Source organism: Gracilibacillus salinarum (assembly GCF_022919575.1).
GTDB lineage: Bacteria > Bacillota > Bacilli > Bacillales > Amphibacillaceae > Gracilibacillus > Gracilibacillus salinarum.
This window is the reverse complement of sequence record NZ_CP095071.1, coordinates 3,938,102-3,951,560: the sequence shown is the minus strand read 5'-3', so window position 1 is coordinate 3,951,560 and position 13,459 is coordinate 3,938,102. Positions and strand designations below refer to the sequence as shown.

Genomic DNA, 13,459 nt, shown 5'->3' with positions numbered 1-13,459 from the left:
AAGATTAACTTGCTCTCTCACTACTAATGTTGCTCATGTTCGCAGAAAGCACATTCCGTATAGAAATCCTCAACTCACTAATTTCTTTTAAGGACTCTTTTGAAGTAATGCCTTTACTCACCGATGTTTCCAACGAACTTTCAAGCCCTCTTAATGCCTTCAAAGAATCATTAAAGAAACGAAATTTCTTTTTAATATATAATTGATGTGCTTCGGCAATATTAGCAACACATGAAGTTGCTTGCTTTCTCATTTTTCTTACAAGGTCTTTTTCCTTCCAAAATTCTCTTCTTCTTGTAACTTCATATATCATCTCTACCAACAGCAAAGCATTATCATATGCTCCAAAGTTTTTCACATTAGGTGTGTATGGGCTTGGCAGATCTAATCCTTTTCCCTCTTTTTCTTTAATATTGGATAAGTTTTTTGTAAGAATACCTATCACATGATTAACCATGTTATCCAATTCCTCGAATTGGTTTTGGGTGATATACTTTTGGCCCAATGAGACCTGGAGCCATGCAGAAGTTTCTTTTGCAGATCCTACCGCTATGCTGTACTGGTTAAACTTCTCTCGAATATAGATTTGCTCACCTATTTGTATTCTTTTTTTAATTGACTCTGCACTTCTCTCAATTTGATTAACAATATGATAAAACTCGAATGAAGGAAAGTTCTTACATAGTTCAATGATTCGTTCTTCTAATTCCTTCGCTTTCTGATAGCCATTAAATTGTTGTACATCTCTTACTTCAAGGGTATGCTGCTTGTTTTGTAGAGGAATAATGTGTTTGGAGGATTTTGAGGGAGTACTTGCATACTCATCATTTGAAGAGAGGATTGGGGTGAGGTCATGAAGGTTATCGTAAATTTGAACAGCTCTATACTTATCCAAATAATAATTAATTACAATTCTCTCAGATTCGGTGGTATCTTTTAGATCTTTGAGAACCCAAATTAATCCTTTCTCTGCTAGGTTCTTTAGTTTTCCACCAATGTCCATGATGCTATAGTTAGATAATTCTTTTTCATTTCGATACCAGTTTTGTATTTCTTCTACTTTTTTATTCAATTTTCTTTCACTCCTTTTTCTTTATAAAGTATTGATTCTTTTCTTCTTTATACTTCTATTGTACTATCTCGCTTTTTTAATAAATAGTTTATTAGGTTCAACCATGTTCTAGCATTATTTATGAAACTTATGAAATTATCACACTTACTAGAACCCTACTATTATGAATTTTTCTTATTTTTATGACTAAAGTGCATAGTATGAACTGTTAAATCTATTAAATAAAAGGAAGTGGTTTTACATGAAAGAACAGCTCTTGATTGCCGTAGACTGTGGCAAAGGAAATACCAAGGCTCTATCAAAATATAAAGGTAGAACTTACACAACAACTTTTCCAACGAGAATGCAACAAGTTAAAAGATTCGGAGTAGAAATTCAACCGAACTCCTATCTAGTCGAGTACAACGGAGATGAATTTCTTCTGGGAGAAATGGTCTCTGAGAGTTACTCTGATTACAACTTAACCAAAAACTCACTCATCCATAAAGTAGCCATTTACACAGCTATTACCAAACTTCTCCTAAAGGCAAATGCTCCTAGTAATGTGGATATTCGCTTAGCTGTCAATGTACCAATCACCACTTACAAGGATTCCATTCAAAAAAGGAACTTTAAATCTATGATTGAAAATGAGAATCGAACAATCCACTTAATCGTAAATGGTAAAGCATTCTCATTTGACTTATCGGATGTTACCATCGCATTTGAAGGTATGGGTGAAGTATACGCCAAACCTGAAAAATACAGAAAAGGATATACAACAGTGATAGATGTAGGAGGCTTAAACTGCACATTTTGCCAGTTCAAAGGCGTGCAGCCCATGGTTAACACGATGATCTCATCAGATTTAGGTGTCAAAATCCTTCTCGGCAAAATCGGAAAAGCTATCAATGAATTCTATGGCCTTTCTGTTTCCTCTGATGACTTGGAACACGTATTGAGAAGTGGATACTTTGCGAGTAAAGGAGAAATCTTTGAAGATAGTAAGGTATTTATTGAAGAACTAAAGTTTGATCACCTGCAACAAATCGTTCAATTTGCAAAGAGTCGTGGATATACTTTCAATATGTCAGACATCCATTTTGTGGGAGGTGGGTCCATTACTCTAAGAAGATACATTAAGCAGCTATTTCCCCATGCAGTCATTATCGACAATCCCCTCTACAGCAATTGCCTCTCTTTCCTCAAAATTCTCGAGGTCAAATATGCCTAATGCCAGATATACCATCAGCATCCTCTCTAAAGACTCTGAATTAATCCATTACATTGAGAACAAAAGAAAGTCAGTTGGATTAAGTGCCTACATTCGGGAATTGATTCGAAAAGACATGAAAAATCAAGATATTTCAGATTTTGAGCAAATATATGAATATGTAGCAAAAAGAATTATGGAAAATGGGTTTATCTCAGCAGAATCAGGTGCTCAAAAAGTGAATGAGTTTATTGATCAGCAAGATAAGGATATTATCACGGACCTCTTCTAATTCTTCACACAAACATAAAGGACCCCAAACACAGGGTCCTTTATGTTTGTGGTTCATCACTGTATTAACCTATACGTCTTCCATATTTTCTTCTGCTAATCTATCATCTTCAAAAGGCATCTTCTAACGATTTATCCGATAAGATGTTAGTCATTGCTATCGAAGCCTTCCCGCCCTGGGATTAATGAGCTTCATCTATTACTATTCCATACTTACCAGCAGAAAATTCTCCTAGTTTTTCGATAATAAATGGGAACTTCTGTAACGTATTGATAATCACTCTAGTTCCTCCAGCAATAGCATTAGCTAATTGGGCAGAATCTTTATCTATTTTCTCTACCATTCCCGCTTTGTGTTCTAATTGATAAACAGCATCTTTTAGCTGCTTATCTAATACTCTTCTGTCCGTAATAAGAATAACGCTGGTAAACATTGCGTTATCTTCATCATCATGGAGTATAGCAAGAGTGGGGGGAGTCCTTAACTGCCCTTATCCAAGAGGCTTTTCAAACCCTTCAAGACGTTCATCAATTAACCGTAAATAAAAAAGAACAAAAAAAGAGAACGGAGTGATTTCGATTCTTTTTCTATTTGTGTTGTTTTTGTTTTAAGGCAAGAGCTTTGTCACGACGTTTTTAAATTTCATGATAGTGGTCTCATTATTTTTTTCTAGTTGTAATCGCTCCATCGCTTCATCCAGGATGGCAATTTCATTATCGTAGTCTTTTAGCTTTCGATAGGCCATTGCGTATGAATTGTATAACGCTGGAGCCTCATAGCCGTTATAACGGGCTTTATCGAATAGCTCAATCGCTTGTTCCAAGTTACCCTCTTTTCTCTTTTTATCTCCTTCGTCCCAATATGGCTTCCCTTCATCGAATCCCTTCGACCAATCATGTAAGTTCCGTATATCTTTCAATGGAACTCGATTATGTATGGGGTTAATCGCTATTTCTTCCGTTGAATCAAGCTCTACTTCACCTAACTTCTCTTTTAACAGCTTCCATACATCTATCAAATGATACGTTGGTATGTTTCGTCCGAGTTTCTCCAATGCTTCTTTTTGATCTAACTCATAATTTGTAAGATAGTCATCTCCAATATATATCCAAGCGGTAACAGATTTCGCATATTTACTTTTCAATATTTTATTTCCATTTGCTTCTAATAAGGTTTTTGTTTCACTATGGTGCTTCTCCAAATTCCCTCCATAAATAACTTTGATTTCATCTCGTATATTTCGATTGATGAATACAACTGCCTTTAAATTGTTGTACTCCACTCTATCAAATGCTCTAGGCTTTACGTCAAAGTAATGCTCATCAATCTCACTTGGATACAGATAAGGAGCTGTTTCAAATTGCAACTTCGGTGTACTGGGACTCCGATCATATCCATTCCCTCTTTTCGTCATCAAGGGAATGATTCGATTGGTTAACCTATCATTAGTTTCATTGAGGATTCGTGTCATTTCTTGAGATTCTAACTCTATCGCCTCAACCTCGGTTAATCCCTTTCTTATAAAACGTACATCCGTATCATACATTTTTCGTATTTTTTCCGCTTCATGTGATCGTTCATGGTACTCTTTATACCGGTTGCCACGACCTTTCCCCACATAAAAAATCTCTCCTGTATCTTTAATGAACCATTCGTACACATAGAAGTCGGTTGCGGTACTACCAGTTGAGACACCCACTGGTGATGAAGAAAAGGAGATATTTATACCTTTATCCTGATTCGTGCTTGTGCCGGTTATCGTCTTGATTGGCTTTCGTAATTCGTTTGTCTCTTCATTATGATTCTGTATGTCACGGTGTTTTTCTGTTTTCTTTTTTCCAAATAGCCTACTAAATAAGCCCATTAGAACACCTTCCCCTTTTTCAGATTCATAGTTCCTATTTCCTATTCTACCAATAAACAATAGAACCGTGCTACAAAACCTAATCTTTTTAATCCCTACACCAATCGCATAGCATAAAGAACTTTTAGAAAATAAGGTGACTGAACAATGAATCATTTAAGTTGGCATGAGTATTTCATGGCGAATGCTCTACTCGCTTCTAAACGCAGCAAAGTGTATATGGTAACTTAAAAGTGAGCCACTATAGCAATTGAAAACTGAGCCACTTTGATAGAAAATAACCCTAATGACATATTAGGGGGAAGCATCAGGAGTGATTATGTTGAGCGAGAAACAGACCATCATACAATTATATTTGGAGGGAATGAGTGAGAGAAAGATTGCTAAGGAAACAAAGAAGGCAAGGAATACTGTCAGTAAGTATATAAAAGAATTTGAGAAAAGTAGGAAGAATGATGTTCGTAATCTACCGATTACAGAAGATATTGTAAAGCCCCCTGCTTATAAAAAGAGAACGGGTAAAAAGAGAGTATTAACAGAGGAAATTAAAAATATTCTTAGAGGCTACATAAAGGATAATGAGTGGAAAAGAAATCACTATATGAATAAACAGCAAATGAAAATAATAGATATGCACGAGAGCCTAATAGATGCTGGGTATCCCATTAGTTATACAACTGTTAGGAACTTTGTTAATGAGGAAGCAGCAAAAACAAAGGAAGTTTTCATCAGACGGTATTGTGAACCAGGATATGAAGTTGAATTTGACTGGGGGGAAGTAAAGCTAGAGATAGATGGGAAGATTAGAAGTTTTTCACTTGCAGTGTTTACGTTAGCACATAGTAATTATCGATTTGCGAGGCTATATCAATCTGAGTCACAAGTTTGCGTGTTAGATGTTCATACGAAATTTATCGATCATGTTGGTTTTATACCTTCGGTATTTACCTATGACAATATGCGAACCGTTGTGAAATCATTTATTGGAACAGAGAGGGCCATTACGGATAGCATGATTCATCTATCTAACTATTATCAATTTAAAATTCGTCTCTGTGAACCAAGAAAAGGTAACCAGAAGGGACACGTGGAGCGAAGTGTAGAGTTTATAAGGCGAAAAGCCTTTTCATCGAAATACTCTTTTACGAGTTTAAGAGAGGCTGAAGACCATCTTTCTAGATCATTACAAAGAATAAATGGGCGACATCATCATGAACATAAAGAAAAGCACGTGATTTTAATGGAAAAGGAAAAGTCTGTATCAAAACTCGCAGTGATTACCCCATTTGACGTTGCTGATCTGGTTGAATGTCGAGTGGATAAGTATAGTACAGTAGTTATTAAACAAAATCATTATTCTGTTCCAGAAGGACATGTAGGAAAATACCTTAAAGCAAAGGTAGGAGCAGAGGAAATCAAATTATTTGTAGAAGGAGAGCTAGTGGCAGAACATCCACGAAATTGGGGGTTACATCAATGGGAGATGAATATCTACCATTATTTAAAAACATTTCAAAAGAAAAAAGGTGCCATCACTCAAAGTCAAAGCTTTAAGCAGGCACCAACACAAATAAAAAATATATACAACCATCATTATATCGGAAAAGAAAAAGAATTCATAGAGTTACTCCTCTATATTAAAGAAAATAACAACTTAGACAGGGTCTTAAAGGCGGTGGAAGAATTAAATTCTATACGAACAGGATATGTAAATACGGAAAGAATTTTATTCATTTGTGAACAATCTACTCCTGAAGGAGTCCAAGTATATAACCCTGATGAAACGATGTATCAATCAGAAAACAATATGAGAGCCTATGCCAATATGTTTAAGCAAATAGATGAAGGAGTAACTAAATATGGATAAAAAGCAGCAAATTGTAGAGATATGTAAAGAATTACGTTTACCAAGCATTCGGAAAATGGTACAGGAGGAAACAGATTTTCAAAATCCAAAACAAGCCTATGAAGTTTTATTGCAAGTTCTTTTACAGGAGAAAAGTGATCGGTTAGTACGCGCAAAGCAAAACAGAATCCGTGCAGCTAATTTCCCGCAGAAAAAGCTATTAGAAGAATTAATCGTAGAGGCATTGCCAAGTCAAGCAAAACAAAAATTACCGTTTCTAAAAACTTTGGATTTTATTACGGAAGGACAAAATGTCATTCTTACAGGATCACCAGGTACAGGTAAGTCACATATTGCCATAGGATTAGGTATGGAAGCATGCTTAGCTGGATATAGAGTGTTTTTTGCGACGGTACCCTCGTTAATTAACCAGCTTAAGGAACATCGTTCGGAGAGAACACTGCGATCATTTGAATTGAAATTTGAAAAATATGATTTGGTTGTTCTCGATGAATTAGGTTATATCTCATTTGACAAAGAAGGTGCAGAATTATTATTTTCTCACCTATCGTTAAGAGCAGGAAGGAAATCAACCATTATTACAAGCAACCTGTCATTTCTAAAATGGCAGGAGATTTTCCACGATCCAGTACTTACTGCCGCATTAACAGACCGTTTAACACACAAATCACATGTGTTAAACATGAATGGGCCTTCTTTCAGAATGAAAGAAACGGAGGATTGGCTAAAAACAAGTGCTGAGGAAGTGGCTCAAATTTAAATTGCGATTTGGCTCACTTTTCACTTGCGAAATACAGCAAAGATCCAAACACATAAGTTGGTGCTTGTATTGTAAATCCAAAGAAACCGAATTGCTGGTGTTGGCTATAACGGAATGCCAGAAGGATTAGACCAGGCTTTCCCATGGGAACGTGATGGTGAATGGTTAGACACCAAATACCCTTATGTTGTTCATGCGGAATTGAATACCATATCGAATAGCACGGAGGACATTAATGGATGTTCTATCTATGTGACGTTGTTCCCTTGCTGTGAATGTGCGAAAGCTCTTGTTCAATCAGGTGTGAAGAAAGTCTAATATCTATCAGATAAATACGATGGTACAGACGGGCAATACCGCTTCTAAACGACTATTAGATGCTTGTGGTGTTTCCTATGAACAACTAGAACTAGATAACCCTATTGTGTTAGGTGAATACCTATTTCTTTTATGATAGTAATAGGGCAGTGTAATTCCCTAATTATGTTACCGTCTCAGCGATGTGGTCTTGATGCCCACATAAGTTCCCCCATATAAGAAGATAAAAATGTCCACTTTATAAGATGAACCGAATGATAATAGGCACCCAAAACAACGGGAAATCACCATCTTAAACAAAAATAAAAAACGAATGCCTATTGAAGAAAGCCCTCATTTTTCAACCCTTTAATTCGTCTTTGCAATGTCTTAGGCTGTATCCCTAATAGTTTGCATATCTCTTTTTTCTTATATCCTTCTGCTAAAAGTTTCTTTATTTCTTTCTTTTCCGCTTCGATTAATTCCCTTTTGCTTATGTTTGGATTTCCAAACTTCTCTTCTCTATATCGTCTGGATTTCTTTACCTTGTCTCTCCGCTTTTTCTCCGTAATGCTTATAATTGTTTCCAAGTTCATGTTTTCTTCTATTTCAGGGGTAATACAGAGTCGTTCAAGAATAGTCTCGTTTTTATAAGAATACTGTTTTCTAACTACATTCCTTGTATCTTGTTCAATGAGATTTGGTCTTAGGGGGAATTTGAAGTGGTCGTTAAGTTCAAGCATCAAGTCTCTAGCCTCCTCCAGTGAATATCCAGCTAAAAGAGCATGTGATCGAACCATGAAGCATAAGAATCTTCTGCCATCCAATTGGCCATTGTAATAATCAACAATCCGGAAGAAGTCTCTTAATCTTGTTGTATTGAGGGTTAAAGTATTTTGAAGATAAATGACCTTGCCTTTTTTCTTTGGTTTGGATTTCCATTCCGAATACCAATCTGGTAGTGGATCTAGCCACTTTTCCTTAATTATTTCTATTTCGTACTCATGACCAAATAGCTCTATTTGGACAATGCTACCATCTTTACTATTGATACTACTAGCAATTCTGCCATGAGAAGTAATTGGTTGGAATTCCGCCCCATATTTGGATAGTCGTTCGGCAAATACCTTGGAAATCCTTCTTGCAATGTTTTTCGATGCTTTTGAACTCTGATTCACGTATAGGTCATTTAACTTGTATAGCAACCTTAACTGATGCCCACATTCGATAGCTGATGGATAAGGAATTGTGTTCCCAACCTCGGTTTCAAGAATAGACTGCCATACTTGCATGGGTGTCTTTGTCTTGTATTTTGGTATTTTTCTGTAATCTACATCTACTTGTATCAATGGGATTGAAAACACATTTTCATCTGTCGCACCTATCATTGTTTTATAAGTGGACAGGGAGTACATCAAATCTACATTTCGACAGAAAATATGGGAATGCAAGATTGAGGAGAGTTTAATCTTATCTTTGAGGGAGTTTATTGGGTAGAAATAGTTTTCCCCAGTCTCCTTGTTCAATAAATGAACAAATACATTGGCATCAGTATTGTAAGCAAAAGAAAAGAAATTTGCTAACTCAGACATATTAGCCTTCTGGGGTCCTATTATTTCAGTAGAATTCCTGTATTTCTTTACTTCTCTTTTAGCAATTTTCAAACCCAATTGTTGATAGGCATAATCCCGTTGTTCCCAAAAATCATATCTCATTAGATTTAGATCAACTTCTTTTTTGGGAAGTCTTTTCATAGTTTGCAATAAGTCATCTAAGTTTCTTGGTTTGTAAACACAATATACTATTTTGGTAACTGGATCAAATGTAGGAACCATATTAGGATATTTAAGCAACTTTTCTTTATTATCTTTATAATATTCGGCAATAGCCAGTTCCGATTCTGAATCTTTATTTGAAAATAACTGCTCTGTTAAACTCATAAAAAAACTACCTACCTTTTAATTGAATTTCCTTATCATAGACAATTGCAGGTAGATAAATAAAGAAGGTAATGTTTGATGTTGTTCGAGTAAAACAGTATTTTCATCATAACAATATACGTCATCACTTGTACTGTTAATAAAATATTGAACAATTATTAAATTAGTTATAAACCACTTCTCCCATCTCCAGTTACTTGCAAAAGACTTTTCCGATAGTTGGATAAGATGAGAAAATTATTTATAAAAATCACAAAACGACCGCAAAGTTAGGAAAATAGATACTATCCCCAAGCAGCTATACTCCATATACACCAAACCTTGCCCCGAACTGTCATTTCGGTAAAAAACTGCATATATATAAAAAAATAATCCCAACTACAAGGAAAGCTACTGTTATCCAACCTAATGGTATCAATCCACGTCCCTCCTTTTTTATAAATACTTTACTCACATAAGTCCTCAACAATATGATTGATTGGTAAATAAACAAAAAATTTAACTTTAACAATCCTTCCATTATAGGGGGATTGCTTTTTTAAGAATGGGTGCCCTATTCTCTTCTCAGCTTTATTTTCTAACCATAGCTAGAGTTGTAAATAAGTTTTCTTTTAACCTATTACAAGAAGGCTGTTGCCTCCCTAATCAGATATGTTATTTCCTATTCATGGAGGCAGTTTTTAAGTTGAATTGAAACCTTATTTACGACATCACTTGTATAGGGTTATGATTCGGTCATCCTGATTTTCATAACCTAAATCGTACGGTATATTTTGAATACTTCTACGTTTAAAAGTACATAAATGTAAAATCATCTTAAATCTTAATTTTAATCTTGCATTCCATTTTGACTAATGGTAAAACTGGTGACAACACTTTCGCTACATTTTGCAACTTTTCGTAAACTTTGGATTGCTCCTTCGCCTTAAAGTTTTTTTCTTTTTGACTTAGTTTTTCTGAAGGCAAAATACTACCTGATCTCTATACTAAATTGCTCGATTTTTAATTCCCCAAACTGAGTTTCATTTTCGGCATTCATCGAAACAAACGTATTAAATACAAGACAATAGAAATAGTAGGCTAATATCTCTGTATCGAGTCATTACCTTGGCATTTCTTAATTTAGCTTGACATATAAAAAGACTACTAGCTAATCTAGTAGTCTGCCCTTTAGAAGACATTAATCAAGTATCTTTCTCAATGTCTCTTTATTTTCAATCACTGTTTTTAAATACTGTTCTGCCTCTTCTTGCATACCAAAACCGTTCAGCAAGATGTTTAATTTTGTGGTTAGCTCACATCCTCGATAACCACGCATCAGTCTATATATATAACTTGGCGAAAGATTTGTCTTATCGGACAGTTCTTGCAAGGTATACCCACGTTTCTGCTTTAACAACTCCACCAATTCTCCAAATCGTTCATCAATCATTTCTAAAATATTGGCCTTTTCCTGATTACTCATCTATTTTCCTCCTAATAGTAACTGTTTATTATTACAGTCCCTTTGTTTTGTTTAGCAATATATTCTAAGCAACTGTTTAATAAACTATTACTACCTTCATAAGATATGTAAATTGAATTTATTGGATAAGGTATAGTTAAGCAATTATAAATAAACAATAAGAATAACAATTTTTAAATTCCGATTATTGTTCCTGCAGCATTGTGCGAACCTTTATAAAACGGATTATATTTTTCTCATCTTTACTCCCCTGTATGAAATTTATTGTATATATTTACTACTTTTAAACTATTAAATTATTGTATTACTTATAAGATGTAATCAAATGGATAGGGTTCTAGGGTGATCCTTACTCAACCGAAGACTGGTATCCTTACTAATTCCTATAGAAATGTTCTATATCAAGGAGGTTGATGTTTAAAGACTAATAACTATTTTATTTATATACATGTATAGGGTTATGATTCGGTCATCCTGATTTGCTGTATCTTGCATCAATCTTTTTCTTTGTTAATTCCTTACTATTTTTAAATATCTGCTATTAAATTGCTATAATAGAGAAAATAGTACATTATATAAGTAGGTAAAATATACCTAAAATAACACGGTAGAGGTGTAGCTTAATGATTGCTGAACAAGAAGTTCAATTAATGAAAGCAGCTTACGGAATATTATATGAAGTAGAAAATTGCTTGCGAACCTACATCAAATATAATATGGAAGATTGCTACGACATTCATTGGTTTTATTATGCTCCACGAATTGTTTTAAAACGTCCGCCATCAAAGTCATTTGAAAATCTTCTATTTAGCGACTACGAAACATACTTTCGAAATTATCCCAAAGCCTTTAAAAACTTACCATCAAAATTTTACACTCAACTTCGCCAGATTTATCCATTGAGAAACAAAATTTCCCATCATCATCTATTATCTCTATCTGAATTTGAATTGCTTGAACGGAACTCTACATTTTTGATTAACTTTATGGAGAATAACCTTAATAAGTCATTGATTACTTCTTATATGTAAAAAGCCAGGGGCAGAAACAAAAAATGAGTGGGTCACTTTTTTGCACTTAATACTATGGGCTATAAATGAGAGGACTTATACTGTGACGTGACATATAGTTAATTAATCACCCCCCTATAACTATTTCAGTACATGGAGAGTGTTTTATGTTATTGATGACAAACCTTACCTTTATTTCATTACTTGTATAGGGTTATGATTCGGTTATCCTGATTTGTGATATTCAAATTTTATTATTAAATGTTTAAACGAGTATAAAAGATAAAATTACAAGGGCTAATATAGCTTCCTAAGAATCCAGTGCGATATTCGATATTTTGTTTTGACTAATGGCAAAACTGGTGATAACACTTCCGCTATATTTTGCAGTTTTTCATTAAACTTTGGATTGATTCACCGTTATAAATTGCATTTTCTCCTATTTTATAATCCCACGTTTTGACTAATGACAAAACCGGGACAATTCCTTCCGCTACATCTTGCAACTTTTTATAAACTTTGGATTAGTCCATCGTTATAAACTGCAACTTTTTTGCCAGAAGTCAATAAAAGTATTATTAATTTGTGGATTGTCTATAAAATATTTGTCGAAAGTCAAAACTGGGGCAATTCCATCGTTATAAACTGCAACTTTTCATAAACTTTGGATTGATCCTCCGTTATAAACCGCAACTTCGGTCGGGATTTTCAATTGTAACTTTGACTTAATAAGTTACCCAGGCCACTTTTTGTTATAGAACATTTGAAATCTTTCATAGCGGCATGCTATATTAGGAATAAGAAAACCCCGTGCTAGTATCACGGAGTAATCATATATAGCTTGCTCGAAGTGAGAGGCCGCTCACTTAAATAATTAAAAGAGAAATCACCCTTCAGCTTTTGGACGAGCGTTTCGGGGTGGTTTTTTCTTTTAATTTCTTACTTTTTTTCTTTCTTAATCACCTCCCATATCACTCTTACTCCCTATCTCTCCTACATTTTCTAATTAATTTGAATAATCCAAACGGTCCGTATTCCATCCGGTTTAATTCCCTTACAATTCTTTCGTTTTTCTCTCGGAGTTTCCTCGAGCGATTACTTTCCGATATTTTTGGGATTCTGACGTTTGCTCTTTTATATTTCTTTTTCGTACTATCAATTTTCATACTACTGCAATCGTTACGTTGATGACTTTTTCGAATAAAATTTAACCACTTTTCCTCTTCCTTTTTCGCAACATCAGGTGAGTGTTTATTAAATTGTAAATTCATACTGGAATGAATCTGTTGAACTTGATCTAAGGAGTAACCCAGTTGCTTGCAAGCCAAGAGCAAAAACCCTAATGCTTGCTCTTCATCCATCCTTCTTTTAGTGAGTTCTTGGTCTGTCATATCGCATCACCTTCCTTTTATCTTTTACATAGTAATTTTCAAATCTATTAAGTATTGTCTTAACTAAGTCCTCATTCTTCTTTATCACAGAATAGGTTTCCTATTGTAATCCATCGTATCGTACAGGTATAAAACGGGTGCCCTTCAAATTCCTTCTGTTAAATCTTAAGTTACAAGGAAATGCTTTTTACTACGATTACAATTAGCTTATCTACTTTAATAAATGTATAGGGTTATGGTTCGGTCATCCTGTTTTTAATTACATATTTGTCAACTTCTCAACTTGTTCTAATTAGATTCATCACTAAG

Annotated in this window: 11 protein-coding genes and 1 pseudogene; 6 read left to right on the top strand and 6 right to left on the bottom strand. The window is 34.6% G+C overall.

The annotated features are described in order from the left end of the window. Positions 1-4: 4 nt before the first annotated feature. Positions 5-1,072 (bottom strand): four helix bundle protein, encoded by a 1,068-nt coding sequence (locus MUN87_RS18585; protein ID WP_244742685.1) that lies wholly within the window; start codon positions 1,070-1,072, stop codon positions 5-7. Between the two features lie 241 nt (positions 1,073-1,313). Here MUN87_RS18585 and MUN87_RS18580 point away from each other — a divergent pair, with 241 nt between their 5' ends. Both MUN87_RS18580 and MUN87_RS18575 read left to right on the top strand, forming a co-directional pair. Next, complete coding sequence (locus MUN87_RS18580; protein ID WP_244742682.1) at positions 1,314-2,285, top strand: ParM/StbA family protein; 972 nt, start codon at positions 1,314-1,316, stop codon at positions 2,283-2,285. Beyond that, on the top strand, positions 2,278-2,556 hold the full coding sequence (locus tag MUN87_RS18575; protein ID WP_244742680.1) for a hypothetical protein: 279 nt from the start codon (positions 2,278-2,280) through the stop codon (positions 2,554-2,556). Before MUN87_RS18580 ends, MUN87_RS18575 begins: the two co-directional genes overlap by 8 nt. Positions 2,557-2,628: 72 nt before the next feature. Here the strand turns inward: MUN87_RS18575 and MUN87_RS18570 are convergent. Further along, positions 2,629-3,022, bottom strand: a pseudogene (locus tag MUN87_RS18570) (DEAD/DEAH box helicase family protein); the annotation flags it as partial. Positions 3,023-3,163: 141 nt separating this feature from the next. Next, positions 3,164-4,420, bottom strand: a complete 1,257-nt coding sequence (locus tag MUN87_RS18565; protein ID WP_244742677.1) for a GIY-YIG nuclease family protein — start codon at positions 4,418-4,420, stop codon at positions 3,164-3,166. 322 nt (positions 4,421-4,742) lie between these two features. On the opposite strand from MUN87_RS18565, the gene istA reads away from it, so the two are divergent. From istA to MUN87_RS18550, 3 genes are all read left to right on the top strand, one after another. After that, on the top strand, positions 4,743-6,287 hold the full coding sequence (gene istA / locus MUN87_RS18560; protein WP_439649668.1) for an IS21 family transposase: 1,545 nt from the start codon (positions 4,743-4,745) through the stop codon (positions 6,285-6,287). Next, positions 6,280-7,047, top strand: coding sequence for an IS21-like element helper ATPase IstB (gene istB, locus MUN87_RS18555; RefSeq protein WP_244742257.1), 768 nt, complete (start codon positions 6,280-6,282; stop codon positions 7,045-7,047). Before istA ends, istB begins: the two co-directional genes overlap by 8 nt. 114 nt (positions 7,048-7,161) lie before the next feature. Then, on the top strand, positions 7,162-7,365 hold the full coding sequence (locus tag MUN87_RS18550; RefSeq protein ID WP_244742675.1) for a deaminase: 204 nt from the start codon (positions 7,162-7,164) through the stop codon (positions 7,363-7,365). A 317-nt stretch (positions 7,366-7,682) separates the two neighbouring features. On the opposite strand, the gene MUN87_RS18545 is transcribed toward MUN87_RS18550, so the two are convergent. Beyond that, positions 7,683-9,284 (bottom strand): helix-turn-helix domain-containing protein, encoded by a 1,602-nt coding sequence (locus MUN87_RS18545; protein WP_244742672.1) that lies wholly within the window; start codon positions 9,282-9,284, stop codon positions 7,683-7,685. Positions 9,285-10,464: 1,180 nt separating this feature from the next. Further along, positions 10,465-10,749 carry a helix-turn-helix domain-containing protein gene (locus tag MUN87_RS18540; RefSeq protein WP_224935532.1) on the bottom strand — a complete coding sequence of 95 codons (285 nt, stop codon included), beginning with the start codon at positions 10,747-10,749 and terminating at the stop codon, positions 10,465-10,467. A 623-nt stretch (positions 10,750-11,372) separates the two neighbouring features. On the opposite strand from MUN87_RS18540, the gene MUN87_RS18535 reads away from it, so the two are divergent. After that, entirely contained in the window at positions 11,373-11,780 is a 408-nt protein-coding gene (locus tag MUN87_RS18535) for a hypothetical protein (RefSeq protein WP_244742668.1), read from the top strand. Positions 11,781-12,736: 956 nt separating this feature from the next. On the opposite strand, the gene MUN87_RS18530 is transcribed toward MUN87_RS18535, so the two are convergent. Beyond that, positions 12,737-13,150 carry a hypothetical protein gene (locus MUN87_RS18530; protein WP_244742665.1) on the bottom strand — a complete coding sequence of 138 codons (414 nt, stop codon included), beginning with the start codon at positions 13,148-13,150 and terminating at the stop codon, positions 12,737-12,739. Positions 13,151-13,459: the final 309 nt, after the last annotated feature.

What these genes read in the sequence shown, in the direction of transcription:
- MUN87_RS18580 (WP_244742682.1), top strand. Translation starts at nt 1,314, where the DNA reads ATGAAAGAACAGCTCTTGATTGCCGTAGACTGTGGCAAAGGAAATACC.
- MUN87_RS18575 (WP_244742680.1), top strand. Translation starts at nt 2,278, where the DNA reads ATGCCTAATGCCAGATATACCATCAGCATCCTCTCTAAAGACTCTGAA.
- MUN87_RS18565 (WP_244742677.1), bottom strand. Translation starts at nt 4,420, where the DNA reads ATGGGCTTATTTAGTAGGCTATTTGGAAAAAAGAAAACAGAAAAACAC.
- istB (WP_244742257.1), top strand. Translation starts at nt 6,280, where the DNA reads ATGGATAAAAAGCAGCAAATTGTAGAGATATGTAAAGAATTACGTTTA.
- MUN87_RS18550 (WP_244742675.1), top strand. Translation starts at nt 7,162, where the DNA reads ATGCCAGAAGGATTAGACCAGGCTTTCCCATGGGAACGTGATGGTGAA.
- MUN87_RS18545 (WP_244742672.1), bottom strand. Translation starts at nt 9,284, where the DNA reads ATGAGTTTAACAGAGCAGTTATTTTCAAATAAAGATTCAGAATCGGAA.
- MUN87_RS18540 (WP_224935532.1), bottom strand. Translation starts at nt 10,749, where the DNA reads ATGAGTAATCAGGAAAAGGCCAATATTTTAGAAATGATTGATGAACGA.
- MUN87_RS18535 (WP_244742668.1), top strand. Translation starts at nt 11,373, where the DNA reads ATGATTGCTGAACAAGAAGTTCAATTAATGAAAGCAGCTTACGGAATA.
- MUN87_RS18530 (WP_244742665.1), bottom strand. Translation starts at nt 13,150, where the DNA reads ATGACAGACCAAGAACTCACTAAAAGAAGGATGGATGAAGAGCAAGCA.